The organism is Halomonas sp. THAF12 (genome assembly GCF_009363675.1).
In the GTDB taxonomy this organism is placed as follows: Bacteria; Pseudomonadota; Gammaproteobacteria; order Pseudomonadales; family Halomonadaceae; genus Halomonas; species Halomonas smyrnensis.
Map to the genome: position 1 here is coordinate 2,705,878 of NZ_CP045399.1, position 24,517 is coordinate 2,730,394.

A 24,517-nucleotide genomic window follows, 5' to 3' on the forward strand; every position below is an offset into this window, starting at 1 on the left:
CTCGGCCGGCCCCTGTGCCCCGGCGCGAGCTCCCCCTAGAGGTGCCCGGGATTGCGCAGCTTGCGCTCTTCGGCGGGCGGCGGCGTCCACTCGTAGAGCCAGGTCTCGGTCAGGGGTTGATCGCCGCGCTTCAGGTAGAGCCGCAGGGTGATGGGCTCGGTGCCATCGTCGGGGGGCACCACGTCGAACCTGGCGCGGTAGCCATCGATGGCGTCCAGCGGGCGGGCCGAGGCGATCTCGACGCGTCCATCGGAGGCATCGATGACGGGTTCGACCTCGGCGTCCTCGCCCAGCGGCAGCGGCCCGCCGGCGAAGTCGACCACGAAGCGCCGGCTGTAATGGTCGCGACGCTGGCCGACCACGCCGCCGAGCCCGGTGCGGGTCGCCACGCAGCGCGCCAGCGACGGCCGGGCGGGCGAGGTGTCGCACCAGCTGAGCCGATAGCCGAACAGCAGCTCCTCGCCGGGCTCGGCGGGCCTGGCCGGGTTCCAGAAGGCGACGATGTTGTCGAAGGTCTCGTCGAGGGTGGGCAGCTCGACCAGCTGTATCGATCCCTCGCCCCAGTCGCCCTTCGGCTCGATCCAGACGCCGGGCCGCCGGTCGTAGAAGACGCCGTCGTCCTGGTAATGGTCGAAGTCGCGATCCCGCTGCAGCAGCCCGAAGCCGCGCGGCGAGCGGTCGCCGAAGGCGTTGAAGCGCAGCCGGTCGGGATTGGCGAGCGGTCGCCATAGCCATTCGCCGTTACCCGAATGGATCGACAGGCCATCGGAGTCGTGGATCTCCGGCCGCCAGTCCCAGTCGGCGCCGCGATCGTTCTCGCCGACCATGTACATGCTGGTCAGCGGCGCCACCCCGAGCCGCTCGATGGTGCGCCGCGGATAGAGGGCGGCATCGATGTCCATGACCACGCCCTCGTCCTCGGTGATCACGAAGCGGTAGGCGCCGGTGACGCTGGCCGATTCGAGCAGCGCATGGACGATGACCCGCGCCTCGCCGCCCTCGGGGCGCTCCAGCCAGAAGCGGGTGAAGTCAGGGAACTCCTCCTCGCCGGTGGCGGTGGCCGTGTCGATGGCCAGGCCGCGGGCCGACATGCCGTACTGCAGGGAGTCGCTCACCGCCCGGAAGTAGCTGGCCCCCAGGAAGGCGGCGACATCGCGCTGCCAGTCGTCACGATGGTGGAGCCGGAACCCGGCGTAGCCGAGATCCTCGGGCAGGCGCTCCGATGCGATGCCCGACTCGCCGAAATCGAAGCGCTCGGCGGCATAGGAGAGCTCATGGGCCCGGCCCTCGACGACCTCGTAGATGCGCACCGGCGTCCGGTAATGGAGCCCCAGATGGAACAGCTGGGCGCGGAACTCCGTTCCCGGGTCCCCGGCCCACAGCGCCCGCTCGGGCCGATAGCGGATCGCCTGGTAGGCGTCCCAGTCGAGCCCCCGGATCGGCGCGGGCAGCTCGATGGCATGTTCGCGCGGCGGCCGCGCGGATAGCTCCCGGGCCAGCCCCTTGAGCCAGGCATAGTCGAAGGGCTCGCCGTCACCGCTCGGCCGAGCCTCCCGCGTCGTCGCCAGCACGCCGCCCATCGGCAGCAGGCCGCTGCCGCCGAGCGCGCCGGTGAGTTTGAGGAAATCGCGTCGCTTCATAACCGGTTCCTTGTCGGATGGCGTCCATCAGGGCTCGGGGATCGCCCGAGGCACCTTCGCCTCCGTGTGGAACGCCGCCACCCCGCCCGAGTTCCCCGGCCAACGCTTTATCGGGATGACGGCAAACACCCAGGCCGTAACGGGCTACGCCACAGGAGCCCGACATGGCGACGCCTCCCCACCGCCGACGCTCCCTGGCCGCTGCGCGGCAGCCCCCCGTCATCGCGCGATACCCCTCGCGGGGGAGCGTGGCTCGAGGTCGAGGCATGAGCCCGCGAACCGAGCCGACGCGGCCGGCCGACGGGGCGTGTAGATAGCCACGCGGTCCGGCACGTACAATGCGCCCTCCACTTTGGTCGAAGCCCTTTGCCGTGCCGGCCCAAGTCTCTCATTCATGTTCCTCCCGCGAGATACTCCGCCGTGCTCTCTACCGCCAACATCACCATGCAGTTTGGCCCCAAGCCGCTGTTCGAAAACGTTTCCGTCAAATTCGGCCAGGGCCACCGCTACGGCCTGATCGGGGCCAACGGCTGTGGCAAGTCGACCCTGATGAAGATCCTCGGGGGCGACCTCGAACCAACCAGCGGCCAGGTGATGAAGGAGGCCACCACCCGCCTCGGCAAGCTGCGCCAGGACCAGTTCGCCTTCGAGGACGAGCGTGTCATCGATACGGTGATCATGGGCAACGAAGAACTCTGGCGCGTCGCCGCGGAGCGTGAGCGCATCTACTCGCAGGCCGAGATGAGTGAAGAGGATGGCATGGCGGTCGCCGATCTCGAGGTGCGTTTCGCCGAACTCGATGGCTATACCGCCGAGGCCCGTGCCGGCGAGCTGCTGCTGGGCCTGGGCATTCCCCTCGAGCAGCACGACCAGCCGATGAGCGTTGTCGCGCCAGGCTGGAAGCTCCGCGTGCTGCTGGCCCAGGCGCTGTTCAGCGACCCCGACGTGCTGCTGCTCGATGAGCCGACCAACCACCTCGACATCAACACGATTCGCTGGCTGGAGGACATCCTCAAGGCACGCTCGTCGACCATGATCATCATCTCCCACGATCGTCACTTCCTGAACAGTGTCTGCACGCACATGGCGGACCTGGACTACGGCGAGCTGCAGCTGTTTCCGGGCAACTACGACGAGTACATGACCGCCGCCACCCAGGCGCGCGAGCGCCTGCATGCCGAAAATGCCAAGAAGAAGGCGGAAATCGCCGAGCTGCAGCAATTCGTCAGCCGCTTCTCGGCCAATGCCTCAAAGGCCAAGCAGGCCACGTCGCGGCAGCGCAAGATCGACAAGATCCAGCTCGAGGAGATCAAGCCCTCCTCGCGCGTCAGCCCCTTCATTCGCTTCGAGCAGAACAAGAAGATCCATCGCCAGGCGCTCTCGGTGGAAGATCTCTCCAAGGCCTGGGGCGATAATGTCCTGTTCGAGCGACTCGGCCTGCGCGTCGAGGCCGGCGAACGGATCGCCATCATCGGCCCCAACGGCATCGGCAAGACCACCCTGCTCAACTGCCTGGTGGGCAGCATGACGCCGGATGCCGGCGAAGCCAGATGGACCGATGCCGCCGACGTCGGTTACTTCGCGCAGGACCACGCGGCGGATTTCGAGGGCGGCGAGACGCTCTTCGAATGGATGCAGCAATGGACGACCGGCGGTGAGCAGACCGTGCGCGGCGCTCTGGGCCGGATGCTGTTCTCCAATGACGACATCGGCAAGTCGGTGAAGGTCATCTCGGGTGGCGAACAGGGGCGCATGCTGTTCGGCAAGCTCATCCTGCAACAGCCCAATGTGCTGATCATGGATGAGCCCACGAACCACCTGGACATGGAGTCCATCGAAGCGCTCAACCTGGCGCTGGAACACTATGCCGGCACGTTGATCTTTGTCAGTCACGACCGGGAATTCGTCGGCTCGCTGGCCACGCGCATCATCGAGATGAAAGACGACGGCATCGTCGATTTCAGTGGCAGTTATGACGATTACCTGCGCAGCCAGGGTGTTCCCGGATAAGTCTTCCCTCGCGCCGTCGGGATGGGGGGCGCCCGCCGCCCATCCGTCAGTCCCCGCCTCATCGACACAGCCTTCCACGACTCGCCCCTGGCGTCGCCTGCGCGACGGCAGGGGCGTCGCTCACCAACATCGAAGCGATCGGCGGCCTAGCCGCCCCCGGCCAACGCTTTGTCGTGATGACGGGAGCCCCTTATACTGTACATAAATACAGACAAGGAGCCCGGCATGGCGACGCCTCCCCGACACGCCCTGGTCCGCAAGGGCCGCGGCGCCACCTTCGATCCCGACAATCGCTTCGCGCCGACGCGGGTCGAGGCCGTGGACGACGGCTGGTGGCAGGATGCCGTGCCCGAGCGGCTGGCCACCGAGGTCGCCGAGGAGCGGTCGCGCAGCGCCCTGGCCTGGAACCGTTCGCCGGACCTGCCCTTCGATCGCTCGCTTAACCCCTATCGGGGCTGCGAGCATGGCTGTATCTACTGCTATGCCCGCCCCAGCCACGCCTACTGGGACCTCTCCCCCGGGCTCGACTTCGAGACACGGCTGATCGCCCGCCAGGGCCTGGTCGAGCGACTCGAGGAAGAACTGGCCCATCCCGGCTATGTGTGTCGCCCGATCAACCTGGCCGGCAACACCGATGCCTACCAGCCCCTCGAGGCCGAACGCGGCACCACGAGGCGCCTGCTGGAGAGCCTGCTCGCCTGCCGCCACCCGGTCACCCTGGTGACCAAGGGGGCGCTGATCCTGCGCGACCTGGACCTGCTGGGCGAGCTGGCCCGCCACCGCCTGGTCAGGGTGCTGGTCAGCCTGACCAGCCTGGACACCGACCTGAAGCGCAGCCTGGAGCCGCGCGCCGCCTCACCGGCGACGCGTCTGAGGATGATCGACCGGCTGGCCGAGGCCGGCGTGCCGGTAGGCACCCTGATCTCGCCGGTGATTCCGGGGCTGACCGATCACGAGCTGGAGCGGCTGCTGGACGCCGCCAGAGACGCCGGCGCCATGGATGCGCGCTGGATGCTGCTGCGCCTGCCCCGAGAGGTGGCGCCGCTGTTCGAGGGCTGGCTGGCCCAGCACTACCCCGAGCGCGCGGCCAAGGTGATGAGCCTGATCCGCCAGTGCCGCGGCGGGCGCGACTACGACGCCCGCTTCGGCCACCGCATGCGCGGCCAGGGCGTGTTCGCCGACCTGCTGGACCAGCGCTTCCGCCAGGCCCACCGGCGGCTTGATTTCCCCGGCCTGCCGTCCCTGGACTGCGCGTCCTTCCGGCCGCCGCGGCGCCAGGGCGAGCTGTTCGAGTAGCGCCAGTCGCCTTCGCTCACGCATCACCCCGGTAAAGCGATCTCTGCTCACCCGGCCGGGCACGGGCGACCGGATCAGCCCCTGGACCTTCCCGGCAGTGGACAGGGCGACAGCCGATGTTCCAGCAGACGGGCGGCGTGCAGCACGTTCAGGTCCCGGAAGCGGGGCCCCACCAGGTGCAGGCCCACCGGCAGGCCCTGGTCATCCAGGCCGCAGGGCAAGGAAGCGGCGGGCTGCTGGGTGAGGTTGAAGGGGTAGCTGAAGGGCGTCCAGTCCATCCAGTCCCGGTAAGGTCCCTCCGGCGGCACATTGTGACCCGCCTCGAAGGGTGCCAGCGGCAGGGTCGGAGTCACCAGCAGGTCGTATCGCTCGTGGAAGGCCTGCATGCGCGCGACGAGGCGCTCTCGCTCTCGCTGGGCGGCGAGATAGTCGCGCATCGAGATGTCCTGGCCTCGCCGGGCGATATCCAGAAAACCAGGATCCAGGGCCGCCCGCTGCGCCTCATCCAGCCGCTCCAGCGCCTGGCTCGCACCGGCGAACCACAGGGTGTCGAAGATCCTCCGGGGGTCCTCGAAGCCGGGATGCACCTCCTCCACGGTGGCGCCCAGCTCCCGCAACAGCCCGACGGCGCTTCGCACTCGAGCGGCGATATCCGGGGCGACGTTCACATAGCCCAGGTCCGGGCTGTAGGCGATTCGCCACCCCTTCAGCGAGGTCGGGGGCGGCGTCAGCCAGTCCTCGGTCCGAGGATTGCCCAGGTAGCCGTCGCGAGCGTCCGGCCTTGCCATGACGCTCAGCATCAGGGCACTGTCGGCCGCGGTGCGGGTCATCGGTCCAAGGTGGGAAAGAGTGCCCATGGCGCTGGCGGGCCACTGGGGCACCCAGCCGAAGGTGGGCTTGATGCCGAAGGTACCGGTAAAGCCGCAGGGAATACGGATCGAGCCGCCGGCATCGCTGCCCTGGTGCAGCAGGCCCAGGTTCAGGGCCGCCGCCGCCGCCGCGCCGCCCGAGGACCCCCCAGGCGTCAGGCGCGTGTCCCAGGGATTGCGCGTGATGCCGTGCAGGGGATTATCGGTGACCCCCTTCCAGCCGAATTCCGGGGACGTCGTCTTGCCGAGAACCACCGCACCGGCCTCCTTCAGGTGGCGACTGACCGGCGCATCGGTGTCCCAGGGCCCCTGCGGCGAGGTGGTGGTCGAGCCCAGTCGCGTCGGCATGCCTACCGTCAGGGTCAGGTCCTTGATGGTCGTCGGAACGCCATCGAGGGCGCCACAGGGGCGGCCGGCGTGCCAGCGGGCCTCGGCGTCACGAGCGGCGGCCAGGGCCCGCTCGCCATCCACATGGGCGAAGGCGTTCACCGCCGGGTTGTCGCGCTCGATGCGTGCCAGGCAATCTTCTGTCAGCTCGACGGGCGAGAGGGCGCCACGCCGAAACAACGCCAGGGCCTCGCTGGCGCTCAGCTCGGCAAGCTCGGTGGGTGAGTCGTTGGTCGTCATGGGCATGTCACTCCTCCTCGCTCGAGACAACGACCGCCTGTTCCAGCATGGCATGCAGCAGGACGTTACAGCCGTCATGCAGGTCCTCCGGGGTGGCGTTCTCGCTCTCGTTGTGGCTGATGCCGTTCTCGCAGGGCACGAAGATCATCCCGGCTGGCGCGACACGCCCCAGGAAGATGGCGTCGTGGCCGGCGCCGCTGACGACCTCCAGGTGCGAGCAGCCGAGCCGCTCGGCGGCATGGCGCACCGCCTCGACGCAGCCATCGGCGAAACGCTCGGGGGCGAAATCGGCGGTCGGCGTGAGCTCGGCGTCCAGGCCATGGCGCCGGCTCGTCTCGTCCACCACTCGGCGCAGTTCGTCGGCCATGCGCGCCAGCGTTCCGGGATCGAGGTGACGCAGGTCGATGGTCATTCGGACCTCGCCGGGAATGACGTTGCGCGAGCCGGGATGCAGCTGCAGCGAGCCGACGGTGCCGCGGCCATGGGGCTGGTGGGCATTGGCGATGCGGTTGACGGCCTGGGTGATCTCGGCGGCGCCCAGCATGGCATCGCGGCGCAGGTCCATGGGCGTGGGGCCGGCATGAGCCTCCTGGCCGGTGAGCCTGAGGTCGAACCATTTCTGCCCCAGGGCCCCGATCACCACGCCCACGGTGTTGCCGGTATCCTCGAGGATCGGCCCCTGCTCGATATGCGCCTCGAAGAAGGCCTTGATGGCCCCGTGGTCCACGCGGTCGTCCCCACGGTAGCCGATGGCTCCCAGGGCCTCATCGACGCGGACGCCATCGTCATCGACCTGGGCCAACATCTCGTCGAGCGCCAGCTGCCCGGTGAACACCCCCGACCCCATCATGCAGGGCGGGAACCGGCAGCCTTCCTCGTTGGTCCAGGCGACCACCTCGACCGGCGCCTCGGTCTGGACGCCATGGCGGTTGAGGGTACGAATGACCTCGAGCCCGGCCAGCACTCCATAGCAGCCATCGAACTTGCCGCCGGTGGGCTGCGTGTCGATGTGGCTGCCGGTCATCACCACCGGGCTATTCGGGTCCCGCCCCGGACGCCGGGCGAAGATGTTGCCGATGGCATCGACACGAATGCTCAAGCCCTCGTCCCGGCACCAGCGAATGAACAGGTCGCGGGCCTGGCGATCCAGCTCGGTGAGGGCCTGGCGATTGACGCCCCCCTTGGGGGTCGCCCCCAGGCTGGCGAGCTCCATCAAGGCCTGCCAAAGGCCTTCGCGATCGGTGCGCAGTGTCGCAACGGAGTCGAGTTGGGCGATAGTCATGCATGTTCCTCGTTGTCATTGTGATGGGCAATCGGAGCGCGGCCTCAGCGCCCCGGATCGACGAGCCGCAGCAGGGGCGAGGCATCGGCCGCCGTGGTGAGTGCGTCCTGGGAAATCAGCATCTGGTCGGCCACTTCCGCCTCCAGGGCCGACATGTGGAACTCGGCATCGCGCATGTGCTCGTCCATCAGCCGCCGCACCCGCTCGACGTCCTCGGCACGGAAGGCCTCGACCAGCTCCCGGTGATAGCGGTGATTGGCCTCATCGAACTGCTTGCGCTCGGGCAGGTAGGCCTTCTTGACCACCACCAGATCGCGCAGCATGTCGTTGAGGAAGCGGCACATGAAGGCCAGCAGCGGGTTGGGACAGGCTCGGGCCAACAGGTTGTGGAACTCCAGTTCGAGGAATCGCTGGCGTCGCTGATCCTCTTCGCCCAGCTGATGGCATTCGCACGCCGACATGTTGTCCTCCAGGCGGGTCAGCGCTTCCTCGTTCAACCGGCCGACGACGGAGACCGCCATCTCCACCTCCAGCAAGCGGCGCAGCTGATAGACCTGATGGCCATCCAGCGACCGGAAATGCAGGAAGTTACGCAGCATGCGACTGGCCGGCTCCATGCTCGGCGTGCGCAGGATCGCGCCGCCACCTGGCCCGGTCTTGAGGGCGATCAGGCCTTCCACCTCGAGGATCTTGAGAGCCTCGCGCACGGTTCCCTTGGCGCATCCATAGAGTTCCATCAGGGTCTTCTCGTTGGGCAGGCGGTCGCCCTCTGTCAGTCCCTCGGTGGCGATCCAGCGCTTGATATCATCGCTGATCAGCTCGGCCAGCTTCTGGCGACGACGCGGGGATGGCGTCTGACTCATGCAAGATTCCTTGTGATATGGGGCCTGCCGTCAGGCCCCTGGCTATGGGATCAGCGGGTCGAGACGGCCTCGCCGGCAGCATGGCCTTCGTCTTCGAGACGTTCCGGGTGGAACTCGGCGTCGTAGTCCCGGCGCGCCTCGGCGAAGCGCTCGACCACCTCAGGATCGCGGCGCTCCAGCAGCAGGCTCAGGCCGACGAACAGCCCACCGTTGACCAACAGCCCCCAGATGCCGGCGTGCAGGCCGAGAGGATTGCTGACGCTGGCGCCATAGGTGAGGACCAGCACGCTGGCGACACCGCCGATCAGCCCCCAGAAGGCGGCCATGGGGTGCGCCCGGCGCCAGGTGATGGCCCCGAGGGTAGGCACGATCAACTGGGCGGTGCCGGCCAAGGCGGCGATGCCGATGGTCACCAGCAGACCGGGCACGGTCAGGGCCATGATGTAGGCGGCCAGCGAGAAGCCCACCAGCGACAGCCGGCCCACGGTGACGATGCGAGCCTGGGTCGCCCGACGGTTCACGTAGCGCTGGTAGATGTCCATGGTCACCACCGTGGACACCGCATGGATCTGTGAATTGGCCGTGGACATGGCGGCGGCGGCGCCGGCGGCCATGATCAAGGAGGCCAGCAGGTAGGGGGCATAGTTCATCAGCATGACCGGCAGGATCTGGTCGGCATTTTCCAGGCCCGGCTCGAGCAGCACGCCGGTATAGCCGGTCAGCACCGAGCCGAAGTAGGCCAGGGCGGCGAAGCCCAGCAGGAAGGGCATCAGGTTGAACAGCCGGCCGCTCTTCACCGAGTACATGCGCAGCCAGATCTGCGGCCCCATGAAGGCGCCGATGGCCACGATGACGAACAGCGAGAACCACATGCTGTAGCCCATGTTGCCGTTGGGCCCCGGCAGGGTCAGGTGTGCGGGCGACGACTGCTGCAACTGGGCGAACATCGCCGCGGGCCCTCCCACCTGGCCGGAGATGTAATAGCCGGCGAACATCATGCCGAAGAACAACAGGGCGCCGTAGATCACGTCCGTCCAGGCGATGGCGCGAATCCCGCCGATCCAGACATAGACGATGATGATGAAGTAGAACAGCAGGGCGGCAAGCCAGAAGGGCACGACCCCGCCGGAGGCGACCTCGATGAGGTAGGCCCCGCCGGTCAGCTGGATCTGCAGGTAGGGCACGGTGAACACCAGGGTGATCACGGCGACCAGGACGCGCAGGGCCTCGCTGTTGTAGAAGTCGCCCATCAGGTCGGAGGGCGTCAGATAGTCGAAACGCTTGCCCAAGAACCAGACCCGCTTGCCGATCCAGTAGTACATGAAGCCGAACAGCAGGTTCCACGCCAGGGCCGTCAAGTAGACGGGGCCACTGGTGTAGAAGGTGGCATTGGATCCCAGGAAGGCGAAGGCGCTCCACCAGGTGGCGGCCACCGTGAAGAACACGGCGATGCTGCCCATGGCACGGCCCTGGACGAAGAAGTCCTCGCTGGTGTCCTGGGACTGCCGTGACGAGACGACGCCCACGATCAACGGGATGATCATGAAGGCGGCGATGATCAGGATGCTACCGGTCATGATGCGGCCTCCTCGACGCGGGGACGGGCACTCGGCGCGGGGCTGCTGCTCCCCCAGTGAGTGAGATAGGCCACCAGGAACAGGGCGGTGAGAAAGGCCCACCAGCCGAGGCTCCAGAGCAGCAAGAAGGGTATGCCCATGACCATGGGCTCGTCTGGTTGGCCACCAGGATCATCGGACTCTCGAGCATCACGAAGCCCAGCAACATGCCGCCGTAGATGGCGAGCTTCCGGGAGCGGAAGGTCTTTCTCATCGTGTATCCCCTTGTTCTGTTTGGATGGGATGGTGCGACCCCGATGGCCATGGCCGGTCGGGAGGGATCATGCAGGCGATGAATCAATTATTGTATTTATACGAATAAATATAACAGTTAGTCGCTCCCCCCATTCCTTGTCAAGCAGGATGTGCGTAGGCAGGCGTGGCTCGAGGATCTGACCGCCCGGCCACGGAGACACCACGCCGACTCCCGGTGAAGCGCCCGAAAGCGATGAATTCGGCCCCGGATACCCCAGCCAACGAGTCCAGATGCCCGGCTTGAGATGCCCTTCTGCCCTGCCAGGGTGACCACCGAACGACGGCGATCTCACTGCCTCACCAAACGCCCCAACTCCTCGAGGTAGCTCTCCAGCACCAGGTTGGGCGGCGCCCCCTTGCGGGTAATCGCGCTGTAGCGGGTGACATAGCGGCAGGACTCGGGATTCAGCGCCCGCATTCGCCCGTCGCGCACCCAGCGCTCGGCGTAATGGGTCGGCAGGTAGCCGATGTAACGGCCGGACAGGATCAGGAAGGCGATGCCTTCGCGATCGGTGGCCGAGGCGGTCGCCCTGAGCGGCTCATGCAGCGCCTTGATCTCCGGCGCCTGGGCGTAGGCCGGCACCACCGCATCGCAGTCGGCCAGCCGCTCCCGCGTCGCCTCGCCGGCCTCGAAGAGCGGATGACCCGCTGCGCAATACAGCCGGGAGTGTTCCTCGTAGAGCGACAGATACTCGAGGCCGGGCAGGGTCTTGAGCGCCGGAATCACGCCGGTATGCAGGCGGCCGTCCAGAACCCCCAGTTCGATATCGCTGGGCGGAATCATGCGGATGTTGATGTGCACCTCGGGCCCGCGCTCCTTGAGCGCGCTGAGCGCATCGGTGATGTGCATCTCCGGCATGGTCACCAGGTTGTCGGTGATGCCGATGTTGAGCTCGCCCTTGAGCCGGGCATGCAGGCCATTGACCCGGGTGCGAAACCCTTCCACCGCGGCCTGCAGCTGCAGGGTGGCCTCATAGACCTCGGCGCCTTCGTCGGTCAGGGCGAAGCCGCTGCGGCCGCGCTGGCAGAGCCGCAGGCCGAGCCGCGCTTCCAGGTCGTTCATGGCCATGCTGATCGCCGCGCGGCTGATGTTGAGCTCCACCTCGGCGGCGGAAAAACCGCCACATTCCACGACCTTGCGGTATATACGCAGCAGGCGCAGATCGGCATCGCTGGGCTGGCCCGACAGGGCCTGTTTGCGGGTCGGCATGGCACGGCTCTCCGGTGGAGGACGTTCGTCGTGGAGGGGATCGGACATCGAGGCAAAAGTTAACCAAATGCTTTCATGAGATTAAAGACATCCAGATTTAACTTATCAACTCACGGACCTACCTTTGCCCTACCACGACCCGCAACGACCTGAAAACGGCCTATCGACGAGGGATGCCACCATGCCGGTTCGAGACGACTCACACATCGCGGGCCTGAGCCCGGAGCAGCTGGATGCCTACTGGATGCCCTATACCGGCAATCGCCAGTTCAAGCGCGACCCGCGCATCATCACCGGCGCCCGGGGCAGCTATCTCACCGACGCCGAGGGACGACGCGTGTTCGACGGCCTCTCGGGGCTGTGGACCTGCGGCGCCGGCCATTGCCGCCCCGAGATCGCCGAGGCGGTCAGCCGCCAGCTCGGCGAGCTGGATTACGCCCCGGCCTTCCAGTACGGCCACCCCAAGGCCTTCGAGCTGGCCCATCGGATCCGCGAGCTGACGCCCGAGGGGCTGGACCAGGTGTTCTTCACCGGCTCCGGTTCGGAGAGCGCCGACACCGCGCTGAAGATCGCCCGCGCCTACTGGCGCAAGAAGGGCAAGGCGACCAAGACCAAGCTGATCGGTCGCTCCAAGGGCTATCATGGCGTCAACTTCGGCGGCTTCAGCCTGGGCGGCATCGGCGCCAACCGCACCCTGTTCGGGCAGGGCGTGGATGCCGACCACCTGCCCCATACCCTGCTCAAGGACAACGCCTTCACCCGTGGCATGCCGGAACGCGGCGCCGAGCGGGCCGACGAACTGCTGGAACTGATCGCCCTGCACGACGCCTCCAACATCGCCGCGGTGATCGTCGAGCCGCTGGCCGGCTCCGCCGGGGTGATCCCGCCGCCCAAGGGATATCTCAAGCGCCTGCGCGAGATCTGCGATCAGCACGACATCCTGCTGATCTTCGACGAGGTGATCACCGGCTTCGGCCGCATGGGCTCGATGACCGGCGCCGAGGAGTTCGGCGTGGTGCCGGACATCCTGAACGTCGCCAAGCAGATCACCAACGGCGCGGTGCCCATGGGGGGCGTCATCGTGAAGGGCGAGATCTACCAGACCTTCATGGAACATGGCGGCCCCGACTACATGATGGAGCTGCCCCACGGCTACACCTATTCGGGCCATCCGGTGGCCTGCGCCGCGGCGCTGGCCTCCCTCGACGTGCTCGAGAACGATCGCCTGGTCGATCGAGTGAAGGAGATGGCGCCGAGCTTCGAGAACGCCCTGCACGGGCTCAAGGGCACGCGCTATATCAGCGACATCCGCAACTACGGCCTCGCCGGTGCCCTGCAGATCGAGCCCTACCCCGGCGAACCGGCCCGGCGCCCCTACGAGATCGCCATGAAGTGCTGGGACAAGGGCTTCTACGTGCGCTACGGCGGCGACACCATCCAGCTCGGCCTGCCCTTCACCGTCGAACGCGAGGAGATCGACCGGCTGATCAATGCCCTGGGCGACGCCATCAATGAACTCGACTGACGCCTTCACCACCACCGCTACCGAGAGGACCTCCATGACCACACTCGGCCATCTGATCAACGGCACCCGGGTCGACGACGACGCGCGCACCCAGGACCTCTACAACCCCTCCACCGGCGAGGTCGGCGGCCGGGTCGCCCTGGCCAGCAAGGCCACCGTCGAGGAGGCCATCGCCGCCGCCCAGGCCGCCTTCCCGGCCTGGCGCGACACCCCGCCGGCCAAGCGGGCCCGCATCATGTACCGCTTCAAGGCACTGCTGGAACAGAATGCCGATGAGATCTGTCGGCTGATCGGGCAGGAACACGGCAAGATCGTCCACGACGCCAGGGGCGAACTGCAGCGCGGCATCGAGAACATCGAGTACGCCTGCGGCGCGCCGGAACTGCTCAAGGGCGAGTACAGCAAGAACACCGGCCCCGGCATCGATTCCTGGAGCGACTTCCAGCCGCTGGGCGTGGTCGCCGGCATCACGCCGTTCAACTTCCCGGCCATGGTGCCGCTGTGGATGTACCCGATGGCTATCGCCTGCGGCAACACCTTCGTGCTCAAGCCCTCCGAGCGCGACCCGACCTCGACGCTCTACATCGCCGAGCTGGCGCTGGAGGCGGGCCTGCCCGCCGGGGTGCTCAACGTGGTCAACGGCGACAAGGAAGCCGTCGACACCCTGCTCGACGACGCCCGCGTCCAGGCGGTCAGCTTCGTCGGCTCCACGCCGATCGCCGAGGCCATCTACGCCCGCGCCAGCGCCAACGGCAAGCGCTGCCAGGCGCTCGGCGGCGCCAAGAATCACGCCATCGTGATGCCGGACGCCGACATGGACAACGCGGTCAGCTCGCTGACCGGGGCCGCCTTCGGCTCCTCCGGCGAACGCTGCATGGCGCTGTCGGTGGCCGTGGCGGTGGGCGACGAGGCCGCCGATGCCCTGATCGCCAAGATGCAGGCTCAGATGACCTCGCTGAGGGTCGGCCCCTTCCATGACGCCGACAACGACTTCGGCCCAGTGATCACCCGGGCGCACCAGGAGAAGGTCTGCGGCTACATCGAGAGCGCCGCCCAGCAGGGCGCCGAGATCGTCGTCGACGGCCGCGGCGTGCGGGTGCCGGGACACGAGAGCGGCTTCTACGTCGGCGGCACCCTGATCGACCGCGTGACGCCGGACATGACCTGCTACCTCGAGGAGATCTTCGGCCCGGTGCTGCTGGTGGTCCGCGTCGACTCCATGGAAGAGGCCATGAAGCTGATCGACGAGCACGAATACGGCAACGGCACCTGCATCTACACCCGCGACGGCGAGGCGGCCCGCTACTTCAGCGATCGCATCCAGGTCGGCATGGTCGGCATCAACGTGCCGCTGCCGGTGCCGGTGTCCTATCACAGCTTCGGCGGCTGGAAGCGCTCGCTGTTCGGCGACCTCTCCGCCTACGGCCCGGACGCCGTGCGCTTCTACACCAGGCGCAAGACCGTCACCCAGCGCTGGCCCTCGACCGGCGTTCGCGAGGGGGCGCAGTTCTCCTTCCCTTCCTGAACGGCCCGAGCCATCCAGCGAGACGCCGAACCGGGACGCCCGGTTCGGCTTTCTTGGGTCAGGGCACCAGCACGGCGGCGCCGGACAGGCGCCCGGCACGCAGGTCGTCGAGGGCGCGATTGGCGTCTTCCAGCGGATAGGCGACGGTCTCGGTGCGAATCGGCACCTGCGGCGCCAGGGCGAGAAACTCCTCGCCGTCGCGGCGCGTGAGATTGGCCACCGACCTGACGCTGCGTTCCTGCCACAGCAGCCGGTAGGGAAAGGACGGGATATCGCTCATGTGGATGCCGCCGGAGACCACGGTGCCGCCGGGGCGCACGTGGGACAGCGCGATCGGCACCAGCTCGCCCACCGGGGCGAACAGCAGGGCGGCATCCAGCGGCTCGGGGGGAGTCTCGTCGCTGCCGCCCGCCCAGGCGGCACCGAGGCGCCGGGCGAAGGCCTGGGCCTCGCGGTCGCCGGGGCGGGTGAAGGCGTAGAGGATCTGGCCACGGGAGTGCGCCAGCTGGGCCAGGATATGCGCCGCGGCGCCGAAGCCATAGAGGCCCAGCCGGCGAGGTTCGTCGCCGCCGGCCAGCCGCCAGGTGCGATAGCCGATCAGGCCCGCGCACAGCAGCGGCGCGGCGGCCCGGGCATCATCGACGCCGAGCGCGAAGCAGTAGCGGGCGTCGGCCACGCAGTACTCGGCGTAGCCGCCGTCGCGGGTGTAACCGGTGAACTCGGCGCGCTCGCAGAGGTTCTCGCGCCCGGCCCGGCAGGGCTCGCACACGCCGCAGGTCCGGCCCAGCCAGGGCACGCCGACCCGCTGGCCTCTTTCAAGCCCTGTCTCGAGCCCGGTCTCAAGCCCAGCGACGCCCTCCCCCAGCGCATCCACCTCGCCGACGATCTCGTGGCCGGGCACCAGCGGCAGCCGGGGATGCTCGAGCTCGCCGTCGACCACGTGCAGATCGGTGCGGCATACCCCGCAGGCCAGCACCCGGACCCTGACCTCGCCGGGGCCGGGCTCGGGCATCGGCACGCGCTCGAGGCGAAGCGGCCGGTTCGCGGCGTGCAGGCGCATGGCGCGCATCTCGCTCATGGCGGGTTCCTCGTGCGGCTCACCTCCCGAGCATAGCGCAGCCACCCATCCCCCCTCGGTCTTAGCGAGGTCTGAAAAGTCGGCGAGCGCAGACACTTTTCACCTAGGCTTCGACCGTGACCTCGTAGCCCGTGAACTTGCGCAGGTTGATCACGCCGCTGTCGAGAATCAGGTACTGGCCCTTGATGCCGAGCAGGGTGCCCGCGACCTCGGGCTGCTTGTCGAAGTTGTGGGAGACCACCTTGGTGGGATGCTCGAGCACCGGGTACTCGAAGGCCCTGGGCGTGGCGTCGACCTCGCGGATGGCGTCATGACCGAAGCGCTCGCGCAGTTCGAGCAGCCCCGGCGCGAGGCGTTCGAGCAGGCGGTCGCGCTCGCCGGGAAGATCCAGCTCCATGGCCTCGCCCTTGAGCATGGCGCGCCAGTTGGTGCGATCCGAGACCTCGTCCTTGAACAGCACCTCGACGAAGCCGGACTGCTGACGGGTATCGACCTCGAGGATCGGCAGCGCCTGGACGGCGCCCTGATCGAGCCAGCGGGTCGGCACCTGGGTATCGCGGGTGATGCCGACCTTGAGCCCGGAGGCGTTGGCCAGATACACCACATGGGGCCGGAAGCAGTGGGTCTCGCCCCAGCTCGGCTCGCGGCAGGTGCCCTGGAAGTAGTGGCACTGCTCGGGCTTCATGATGCAGCTGTCGCAGCGGGCGAGCTTCTTGAAGCAGGGATAGCAGTGGCCCTGGCCGAAGCTCTTCTTCGTCGCCCGACCGCAGTGGGTGCAGGCGATGGCGCCGCTCCAGGTCAGCCGCAGCGGCCGACCGAGCCGGGCATTGAGGTCGAGGCGCTCGTCGCCGGCGCGCAGCGTGTAGCGCACCGGGGCGCCCGGCTCGACGGCCATCTTGGTCAGACAGCCCGTCAGGGCGACGGCATCAGTCACGGCCGACGTCCCGACCGAGGCCGGCCTGCTCCGGGGAGACGCCGGCGCCGCTGCTGTCGGCGCCGCAGGTACGACGCTCCAGATAGCCGACGCGCTCCTCGGCGGGCACGTTGTGCTCGGCTTCGAAGCGCATCACCGCCTCGAGGCACAGCTCGGTCTGCTCGGCCGTCAGGAAGCGGCCGTCCGGCCACTTGCGCAGGGCCACCGCCTGCTTGAGGCTCTCGTAGATGGCCGGCGTCATCTGCTGGATCATGCGCTCGAAGGTCATATCGCTCATGGCGGAATCTCTCGGAAGAAACGGGTCGGACGAGACAGGTCATTCACTTGAGGCGTCTCTGAACTCGCAAAAGTCGGCGAGCGAAGGCTAGACAAGGCAAAAATCGGCGAAAGGCGGAGTTTACGCGCCGTAAATGAGCACTTTAAGCCGATTTTTAACGACGCATAGCCGAGCGCAGCCACTTTTCAGCGCGACTTGGCGCGGCGGGAATGATACCAGCCCAATGCCAGCCCCACGACCAGCCCGCCCAGGTGCGCCTCGTTGGCCACGTTGCCGAAGCCGAACAGCTCGGCCACGTCGGTCATGGTGAAGACCATCCAGCTGAGCATGAACACGACCAGCATCTGGGGCACGAAGAAGCCGTCGCCCGGGCGCCGCCGCGACATCAGCCAGACGTAGCCGAGCAGCGCGAAGTCGACGCCCGACATGCCGCCGAACAGCACCGTGCCGGTGGCGTACTGGGCCAGGTTGCCGCCGATGCCGGCGGCCAGCAGCAGCGTCAGCATGCGCCCGCGGCCGTGAAAGGCCTCGACCTGGCGGCCGAAATACCACAGCCACAGCATGTTGAAGACCAGATGCATCCAACCGAAGTGCAGGAAGGCCGGCGACAGCAGCCGCCACACCTGGCCGGAGGCCAGCGTCTCGCCCAGCCCGCCGAAGACCAGCTGACCGCCCGACACTCCCACCGGAACGATGGTCAGGGCCGCGGTCACCAGATCACCCAGCACGCTCATCAGCGCGAACACCATCAGGCAAATCGCCATGGCGCCGGCGGTCACCGGCGCCTGGCGGAACGGGGCCAGCCAGCCCGGCAACCCGCCCCCGGCGCGGCGCATGCGGCGCGTCTTGCCGCCCTCGGGCATCAGCGGTTCACCGCGCTGCCAGCGCATCACCAGGCGCTGCATGGCATCACGCTGCTGGGGATCGACCAGCCACAGCACCTGGCCCTCTTCCTCGTCGGTGAAGAAGTGGCCGATGCGTTCGGCCCACAGGGCCTGGCGCAGCTCGCGGGTGTCGGTGTCACGGGGCAGCAGCATCACCCGATACATGGCATCTCCTCAGGGCGAATCAGGTGGGCGAACCGCGCCGGCCGGGCACACAAAGAAAAAGTCCGGCGGAGGGGGCCGCCGGACAAGAGCAAGGGATCGTTCAAGGGAACACTTACTCAGATGGCCCGACGGCCGACAAGTTCGCAACGTTGCTCGAGTTTTAGGTAACGTTTTGTATCAGTCGAAATCGATTTCCCAGGGCTGCGGTCGGGCCTGCTCTTCCCGGGGCACGCGAATCCAGACGAAACGGTCGGCATCGAGCCGCGCCTCGCCGCTCCAGCGATAGGCCACCAGGCGGCCGAACTTCACCGCGCTGTAGTCCAGGCAGGCGATGTTGGGCGCCGGCAGCGCCGGAATGCCCTCGCACCAGTAGTGGCCGATGAACAGCGGCGGCTCGTCGGGACCGTAGTGCGTCAGGCGCGCCGCCTCGGCCTCGCTCAGCGGGCGCAGCTCCAGGTCGCCCGGCAGGTTGTCGGGCTGGAACACCACATCACCCCAGGTGCGGGGCCGATGCGCCCAGAAATGGGCGCGGAAGCTGCGCCGGGTGAAGCCGTCGCCGGACTGGATCTGCACGCCCTCGGGCAGCGTGATGTGGCTGCCGCGGGTGAGGCGGTCGAGGATCTCGAACTCGCGGGTGCCGTGGCGCACGGCGGCGGTCAGGAAATCGAGGTCGATGCGGCCGTCCGGGCGCGAGGCGCGCAGCTCGTCGATCCGCGGCTGATCCCAGCAGGCGTGCACCACGCGCAGGCCGTCGAGTTCCAGGAACAGCGGAATGTCGAGGAACCAGGCCAGCGTCTCTTCCCACTCCTGGGGATGATCGCGGTACTGCTCGAGGGTCTCGCGCACGATGCGGTTGTGGCGCGGGGTGTGCTCGCGCAGCCACTCGCGGCCCAGCTCGGCGGGGGCGCGATGATGGTAGGCCAGGGCGTTGATCTCGTGATTGCCCATCACGATCAGCGCCTCGCCCTCCTCCACCATGCGCCGGGCGATGGTCACGGCGAGGCGGATGCGCGGGCCGCGGTCGATGAGGTCGCCGAGGAAGATCACCTTGCGCCGCGGATGGCGATAGACGCCGCCGCGCTGATGGTAGCCGAGGCGTTCGAGCAGGGCCGCCAGCGTCGCGCCGCAGCCGTGCACGTCGCCGATCAGGTCGTAGCCTTCCAGGGGCGCTGTGCTCACCTCAGTCTCCCAGGCGGTTGCTCCAGCCCAGCTTGCTGCGCAGGACCTCGTAGAAATTGTGCCCCATCGGGTGAACGAGCTGCACGCGTTGCGGCTTGCGGCGGATCACCAGCACGTCGTCGGGCTTGGCCACGGCGCGGGTCTGGCCGTCGCAGCTGATGTGCGGGTAGGTCTGGTTGGTCTCGCCGATGTGGATGCGGATCTCGCTGGCCGCATCGACGGCGATCGGCCGGCTCGACAGCGTGTGCGGGAACATCGGCACCAGCGTCACGACCTCCAGCCGTGGATGCATGATCGGCCCGCCGCCTGACAGCGCATAGGCCGTGGAGCCGGTGGGCGTGGCGATGATCAGGCCGTCGCTGCGCTGGCTGTGCACGAACTGGTCGTCGATGAACAGCTCGAACTCGATCATGCGCACCGCCTTGCCCGGGTGCAGCACCACCTCGTTCAGGGCGTCGCCGTCGCCGACCAGTGCGCCGTCGCGGTAGAGCTCGGCGTCGAGCAGGAAGCGCTCCTCGAGCTCGTACTGGCCGGCCAGCACCTCGCCGACGCGCTCCTCGAGCTCGTCGGGGGAGATATCGGTGAGAAAGCCCAGCCGGCCGCGGTTGACGCCCAGCACCAGGGTGCCGCTGTGGCACAGGGAGCGGGCGGCGCCGAGCAGGCTGCCGTCGCCGCCGACCACGATCACCAGATCGCACAGCTCGCCCAGGCGGCGGCGGCTGGCCTCGGGATGCCCATGGCCGAGCAGCACGGTGGCGGTGCGATCCTCGAGGATGACGTGATAGCCGGCGTCGTCGAGGAAGCGGCTCAGCCGCTTGAGGGTCTCGACCACCTTGGCGCTGCCCAGGCGGCCGATCAGGCCGATGTTCTTGAAAGCCTGCTTCTTGGAGGCCTGATGATTGGAGGCGTGCATGAGCGGGTCCTTCGCGTCGCGACGGCTCATTATGGCGACTGGCTGGCGGCCGGGCAAACCGCCGTCAGGCGCGGCGCGGGGCGTGACGGCGCTGCCACCACTCGTTGATCAGCAGCGAGGCCAGGATGATGGCCCCGCCCAGCGCCAGGCGCGGCAGATCGGCGTCGCGATTCCAGATCAGCAGGTTGACCAGCAGGCCCGCGGGCACCAGGGCGTTGTTCATGACCGCCAGCGCGCCGGCATCGACCCGGGTCGCGCCGATGTTCCACAGGAAGTAGCCCACGCCCGAGGCCACCAGCCCCAGCCACAGCAGCACGCCCCACTGCAGCGGCGTGGCGGGCAGCGCCGAGGCGTCGCCCCAGAGCAGGAAGGCCGGCAGCGCCACGCCCGCGGCGCCCAGGTAGAACCAGCCGAACACCGAGAGACGCGGCAGCTCGGCGGGCAGCCCGGCCGAGAGCCGGCGGTAGCCGACCTGACCCAGTGCGAAGCACAGGTTGGCGCCCTGGACCACCAGGAAGCCCGTCCAGTAGCCGCCGTCCAGGCCGCGATAGCGGATCACCGCCGCGCCCAGCACCGCCATCCCCGCCGTCAGCAGGTGAAACGGCGAGAAGCGCCGGAACATCAGGTCGTCGAGCACGGCGATGTACAGCGGCGTGAGCACCGTGAAGAGCAGCACCTCGGGCACCGAGAGCAGCAGGAAGGATTGATAGAAGAAGATGTACATCACGCCAAGCTGCACGGCGCCGAGCCCCATCAGGGCCAGCCGCTGGCGGCCGCGTAGCAGCCGCGGACGCAGCAGGGGCAGGAACAGCAGGGCCGCCAGCAGGATGCGGGTCATCACCGAGAAATAGCTGTCGACCTGGCCGGCCAGGTAGGCGCCGATCAGCGAAAACGATAACGCCCAGAGGACGGTGATGCCGACGAGATAGCCCAAGGTTCCACTCCATTTGGAAAAGCGAGGCGCCGGGGATTATACCGGCGGCATCCGGCCTGCCAAGCGCTCAGCCGCGCGGCGCCTTCCGCAGGACATGCAGCGCATAGGCCGCGCCGGGCAGCCAGCCGAGCAGCGTCAGCCCCAGGGCGATCCACACGCGACGCGAGCCGCCGCCGGCCAGCCCCATCGCCAGCGGCGGCAGCAGCACCGCCAGCGCCACCAGGGCGGCGAAGGGCTCGGCGCGGCCGGCCGATGCTGACGGATGAGCCGACTCCGGCACCGGCGGCGTGGCCGGTTTCGCGTCCGGCCGGGCGGGCTCGCGCGACGCCGCGGTCGGCGCCTCCGGGGTCCACTGGCCGACCTCGGCGGCCGCGGGCCGCGCGGGGCTCGGCTCATGGTCCAGGGCCTGACGGTGGGCCTCGTGGTCGATCTTCTGCTCCAGATCGTCGGCGCCGTCGGCGAGCTCGTCGTGATAGCGCTCCCAGTCCTCCCAGTCATGAGGTGTACCCGCCCGGGGACGATGATCCCCGGACTCCCGGGCACGCTCCCAGGCCTTCTCTTCCAGGGTATTGGGGCGTTCGCGGTCTCGCTCGCCGTCCAGCCCCTTGCGGGCCAGGTATTCACGGGCATCCATGGCGGCTCTCCATCGTTCGAAAGTGGCGGCATTGTGCCTCATTGGAGCGGCGTCTCAAGGACCGGGTTCCTGACGCAACACCAACCGTTGGTGGCTGCCGGCATGCAGCGCATCGGGAGTCGGCTATGATGAACGCGAGACACGCCACGGTCTCCGGCCGACCAGTGGGCGCAGCAGGCAGCAACGACACCGGACGTGCGCCCGGGCCGGGCCACCAGGCACGAGGTTCCACGAGGACGAGGAGAACCGCCATGCCCAGCAAGGCTCCCACCATCGTACGCGAGATCATGTCGCGCGACTGCTATCGGGTCACCGGCAAGACGTCGGCCAGCACCCTGGCCCAGGGCCTGGCCCTGCACCGGCTGCCCGGTGCGCCGGTGGTCGACGAGCGCGACCATCTGATCGGCTTCATCTCCGAACAGGACGTGCTCGGCAAGCTGCTGGAAAGCGCCTACCTCGATGACGAACCGCCGCTGGTCAGCGAGCTGATGCGCAACGAGGTGCTCTCCGTGGCGCCGTCCAAGAGCATCACCGACCTGGCCCAGGAGATGCTGGGCGCCAAGCCCAAGATCTATCCGGTCACCGAGCAGGGGCGGCTCGTCGGCATCGTGACCCGGCGCGACGTGCTCAGCGCCATTCTGCGCATGCGCCACGCCTGAGCCACCGCTTCCGCCCGCTTCCCGACACCCGGCCCGCCTGGCCGGGTGTCGGCGTCTAGGAGGCACGAAGGCGCATGACGAAGACGGAGGTCATAAAAAACCGCCTCATCGAGGATGAGGCGGTGAAGGATCGAATCGCAAGCTAGATCAACAGTGCTAGCGACTGCCATCGCTACTGTCGTCTGCACCTGTTCTGACAGTGTTGGCAGGAAAAGTTCAGACGGCGACGAAAAAATTCCACGCTACCTATCCGGTGCCCGCTCACGACCGGGGTTGTCATCATTAAGCCATTGGCTATATTATCGAAATCGCCTCGCGGGTGTAGCTCAATGGTAGAGCAGAAGCTTCCCAAGCTTAAGACGAGGGTTCGATTCCCTTCACCCGCTCCAACGGCCCCTCCCGATACCTCCATTATCTTTCGGTTCAGAGCCTGGCTCTCCGATGTCACTGCCTCAGACGTCCGCTGAGCGCACGCTGCCCCGAGGCGACGCGTCGCCCCGTGCTGCCATCGATGGCCACACCTCCGGCTACCCGGATGCTGTCGACTGCCCGGCGCTCAGCCCGCTCGCCCACCTCGACCAGCGCCGTCGGATCGAGGCGATGAATCTCCCGGCCGACCACCTGGATCGGCCCCTGTGGCTGAAAGCGAGCCGGCACGCGACGGATGGTCTCCTGGGCCAGGTCGAGATCGCTGCCGACCTCCGCCCGGGTCATCTGGAGCCGAGCGGCGAGACCGGCGACCTGGCCCGTCATCGCCCGACGTCGTACAATCCGGGTTCGCCCTCGATAAGCGGCGACACGACCGGGAGAAACACGACCCTCCCCGCCCATTTCCGCCTCGCCCGCGCGAGCCGAACCGCCAGCGTCCTTCTCTATGGCCCTGTTTCTGACCGTTCTGGCCGTCTGCCTGCTGATCATCGGTGGCATGGTCGCCATCCTGATGACCGCGCGCACGCCCCGCTATCGCACCGAGCCCGAGCATCTGCTCGAGCTGTTCGATCAGGCCCTGGAAAGCCGGGTCAGCGAGACGAAATGGAATGCCGTGATCGGCTATCCGATTCGCCACGACGACTATCTGGAAGGCGTCCGCCGGCGTGCCCAGCGGCTGATGGACGAGCACGGCCGCCACGGGCGCGCGGCCCGTGGCAAGCCGCTGCTGGACGACGAGGGCCATGCCGACCTGACCGCCCTGCGTGCCCATCTCGCGGCCCGCACGGCGCTTCGCCGCGATGGAAAGCAGGAATGAGCCTGCACGGCTAATTCGGTACACTGGCCCGTCTCGTGAACCCCGCGCCGGAGGGCGACGATGAGCAGCGCGATCCGCCATTTTCCGCTCGATACCGTCATTCACCATCACGCCCACGACTTCCACCAGATCGTGATCGGGCTCCATGGTCAGGCGGAATTCGAGATCGAGGGCCTCGGCGGCGCCATCTCGGCGCTATCCGGCTGCATCGTGCCGGCCAACCACATGCACTACTATGCCGGCACCGGCGACAATCATCAGCTGGTCCTCGACCTTCCCCATGACGCCCTGTCGCTGACCGGCCATCACCACGAGCTGGCCCGGCTGTTCGACGCGCCACGCTTCTTCGACCTGGACGCCTCCCTGGCCCGCTACCTGGACTTCGTGCTCCAGGAGCTGCGCCTGCTGTCCGGCCAGGGCGCGCTAAGCGACCTGCATCAGGACCGCCTGGCCGCCACGCTGCTCGGCTCGCTGCATGCACGGCTGTCCGGCGATGACTCGCCGAAGGGGCGTCACCTCGACCTGACGGCCCTGGACCGCTACATCGATCACCACCTGGGCGGCCAGCTGCGAGTCGCCGATCTGGCCGCTCAGGCCTGCCTCAGCGAGGCCCACTTCACGGCCCGCTTCCGTGCCCAGACCGGCCTCTCGCCCTGGCGCTACGTGATGCGTCGGCGCCTGGAGACGGCTCGGCGGATGATCCACGAGAGCCATCTGCCGCTCTCCGAGATCGCCGCGCTGACCGGCTTCACCAGTCAGAGCGCCCTGTCCCGCGCCTTCCGCCGCGACTATGGCCATCCCCCCAGCCAGCTGCGCCGCGCCCCGAGGCGGCACCTCGCCAGCGGCATACCGACAACTTAGACGAAAGTCGAAAAGAGACTGTCTTCCAACGGCAA

The 24,517-nt window shown here is 67.9% G+C and carries 23 protein-coding genes and 1 tRNA gene; 8 read left to right on the forward strand and 16 right to left on the reverse strand.

The window, feature by feature from the left end:
- Positions 1-35 precede the first annotated feature (35 nt).
- Positions 36-1,640: a glucan biosynthesis protein gene (locus FIU88_RS12500; protein ID WP_152479465.1), complete on the reverse strand. Its 1,605-nt coding sequence runs from the start codon at positions 1,638-1,640 to the stop codon at positions 36-38.
- A 420-nt stretch (positions 1,641-2,060) separates the two neighbouring features.
- On the opposite strand from FIU88_RS12500, the gene FIU88_RS12505 reads away from it, so the two are divergent.
- Both FIU88_RS12505 and FIU88_RS12510 read left to right on the forward strand, forming a co-directional pair.
- The gene (locus FIU88_RS12505) at positions 2,061-3,650 is read left to right on the forward strand and encodes an ABC-F family ATPase (protein ID WP_016853847.1); all 1,590 of its coding nucleotides are present in this window, start codon (positions 2,061-2,063) and stop codon (positions 3,648-3,650) included.
- A 225-nt stretch (positions 3,651-3,875) separates the two neighbouring features.
- Positions 3,876-4,946: a PA0069 family radical SAM protein gene (locus tag FIU88_RS12510; RefSeq protein WP_152479466.1), complete on the forward strand. Its 1,071-nt coding sequence runs from the start codon at positions 3,876-3,878 to the stop codon at positions 4,944-4,946.
- Between the two features lie 74 nt (positions 4,947-5,020).
- Here the strand turns inward: FIU88_RS12510 and FIU88_RS12515 are convergent, their stop codons facing one another.
- The 6 genes from FIU88_RS12515 to FIU88_RS12540 form a co-directional block, all read right to left on the reverse strand.
- Entirely contained in the window at positions 5,021-6,448 is a 1,428-nt protein-coding gene (locus tag FIU88_RS12515; protein ID WP_152479467.1) for an amidase, read from the reverse strand.
- 1 nt (position 6,449) lies between these two features.
- Positions 6,450-7,724 carry a Zn-dependent hydrolase gene (locus FIU88_RS12520; protein WP_152479468.1) on the reverse strand — a complete coding sequence of 425 codons (1,275 nt, stop codon included), beginning with the start codon at positions 7,722-7,724 and terminating at the stop codon, positions 6,450-6,452.
- A gap of 44 nt (positions 7,725-7,768) precedes the next feature.
- Positions 7,769-8,587 carry a FadR/GntR family transcriptional regulator gene (locus FIU88_RS12525; protein WP_152479469.1) on the reverse strand — a complete coding sequence of 273 codons (819 nt, stop codon included), beginning with the start codon at positions 8,585-8,587 and terminating at the stop codon, positions 7,769-7,771.
- A 50-nt stretch (positions 8,588-8,637) separates the two neighbouring features.
- Positions 8,638-10,164 (reverse strand): sodium:solute symporter family protein, encoded by a 1,527-nt coding sequence (locus FIU88_RS12530; RefSeq protein WP_016853852.1) that lies wholly within the window; start codon positions 10,162-10,164, stop codon positions 8,638-8,640.
- Positions 10,161-10,304, reverse strand: a complete 144-nt coding sequence (locus tag FIU88_RS19425) for a hypothetical protein (protein ID WP_253742557.1) — start codon at positions 10,302-10,304, stop codon at positions 10,161-10,163. The genes FIU88_RS12530 and FIU88_RS19425 overlap by 4 nt, the downstream gene beginning before the upstream one ends.
- 443 nt (positions 10,305-10,747) lie before the next feature.
- The gene (locus FIU88_RS12540; protein ID WP_152479470.1) at positions 10,748-11,668 is read right to left on the reverse strand and encodes a LysR family transcriptional regulator; all 921 of its coding nucleotides are present in this window, start codon (positions 11,666-11,668) and stop codon (positions 10,748-10,750) included.
- A gap of 181 nt (positions 11,669-11,849) precedes the next feature.
- Between FIU88_RS12540 and FIU88_RS12545 the strand changes: the two genes are divergently transcribed.
- On the forward strand, positions 11,850-13,193 hold the full coding sequence (locus tag FIU88_RS12545) for an aspartate aminotransferase family protein (RefSeq protein WP_152479471.1): 1,344 nt from the start codon (positions 11,850-11,852) through the stop codon (positions 13,191-13,193).
- Positions 13,194-13,227: 34 nt separating this feature from the next.
- On the forward strand, positions 13,228-14,718 hold the full coding sequence (locus tag FIU88_RS12550) for a CoA-acylating methylmalonate-semialdehyde dehydrogenase (RefSeq protein WP_152479472.1): 1,491 nt from the start codon (positions 13,228-13,230) through the stop codon (positions 14,716-14,718).
- A gap of 58 nt (positions 14,719-14,776) precedes the next feature.
- On the opposite strand, the gene FIU88_RS12555 is transcribed toward FIU88_RS12550, so the two are convergent.
- The 8 genes from FIU88_RS12555 to FIU88_RS12590 form a co-directional block, all read right to left on the reverse strand.
- A complete protein-coding gene (locus FIU88_RS12555) occupies positions 14,777-15,796 on the reverse strand; it encodes a zinc-dependent alcohol dehydrogenase family protein (protein WP_152479473.1) in 1,020 nt (339 codons plus the stop codon).
- 103 nt (positions 15,797-15,899) lie between these two features.
- The gene (locus FIU88_RS12560; RefSeq protein ID WP_152480232.1) at positions 15,900-16,691 is read right to left on the reverse strand and encodes a DUF2797 domain-containing protein; all 792 of its coding nucleotides are present in this window, start codon (positions 16,689-16,691) and stop codon (positions 15,900-15,902) included.
- A 31-nt stretch (positions 16,692-16,722) separates the two neighbouring features.
- Positions 16,723-17,007 carry a YeaC family protein gene (locus tag FIU88_RS12565; protein ID WP_026068286.1) on the reverse strand — a complete coding sequence of 95 codons (285 nt, stop codon included), beginning with the start codon at positions 17,005-17,007 and terminating at the stop codon, positions 16,723-16,725.
- Between the two features lie 185 nt (positions 17,008-17,192).
- A complete protein-coding gene (locus FIU88_RS12570) occupies positions 17,193-18,056 on the reverse strand; it encodes a rhomboid family intramembrane serine protease (protein WP_152479474.1) in 864 nt (287 codons plus the stop codon).
- A gap of 177 nt (positions 18,057-18,233) precedes the next feature.
- On the reverse strand, positions 18,234-19,220 hold the full coding sequence (locus tag FIU88_RS12575; protein ID WP_152480233.1) for a metallophosphoesterase: 987 nt from the start codon (positions 19,218-19,220) through the stop codon (positions 18,234-18,236).
- 16 nt (positions 19,221-19,236) lie between these two features.
- Positions 19,237-20,148 (reverse strand): NAD(+) kinase, encoded by a 912-nt coding sequence (locus tag FIU88_RS12580; protein ID WP_016853862.1) that lies wholly within the window; start codon positions 20,146-20,148, stop codon positions 19,237-19,239.
- Between the two features lie 64 nt (positions 20,149-20,212).
- A complete protein-coding gene (locus tag FIU88_RS12585; protein WP_016853863.1) occupies positions 20,213-21,082 on the reverse strand; it encodes an EamA family transporter in 870 nt (289 codons plus the stop codon).
- A 67-nt stretch (positions 21,083-21,149) separates the two neighbouring features.
- On the reverse strand, positions 21,150-21,716 hold the full coding sequence (locus tag FIU88_RS12590) for a YqaE/Pmp3 family membrane protein (protein ID WP_152479475.1): 567 nt from the start codon (positions 21,714-21,716) through the stop codon (positions 21,150-21,152).
- A gap of 251 nt (positions 21,717-21,967) precedes the next feature.
- Between FIU88_RS12590 and FIU88_RS12595 the strand changes: the two genes are divergently transcribed.
- Positions 21,968-22,375 (forward strand): CBS domain-containing protein, encoded by a 408-nt coding sequence (locus tag FIU88_RS12595; protein ID WP_016853865.1) that lies wholly within the window; start codon positions 21,968-21,970, stop codon positions 22,373-22,375.
- 315 nt (positions 22,376-22,690) lie between these two features.
- Positions 22,691-22,764 (forward strand) — tRNA-Gly (locus tag FIU88_RS12600).
- Positions 22,765-22,819: 55 nt separating this feature from the next.
- Here the strand turns inward: FIU88_RS12600 and FIU88_RS12605 are convergent.
- A complete protein-coding gene (locus FIU88_RS12605) occupies positions 22,820-23,128 on the reverse strand; it encodes a hypothetical protein (protein ID WP_152479476.1) in 309 nt (102 codons plus the stop codon).
- A gap of 121 nt (positions 23,129-23,249) precedes the next feature.
- Between FIU88_RS12605 and FIU88_RS12610 the strand changes: the two genes are divergently transcribed.
- Positions 23,250-23,621, forward strand: a complete 372-nt coding sequence (locus tag FIU88_RS12610) for a hypothetical protein (RefSeq protein WP_016853875.1) — start codon at positions 23,250-23,252, stop codon at positions 23,619-23,621.
- A 60-nt stretch (positions 23,622-23,681) separates the two neighbouring features.
- On the forward strand, positions 23,682-24,482 hold the full coding sequence (locus tag FIU88_RS12615; protein ID WP_016853876.1) for an AraC family transcriptional regulator: 801 nt from the start codon (positions 23,682-23,684) through the stop codon (positions 24,480-24,482).
- Positions 24,483-24,517: the final 35 nt, after the last annotated feature.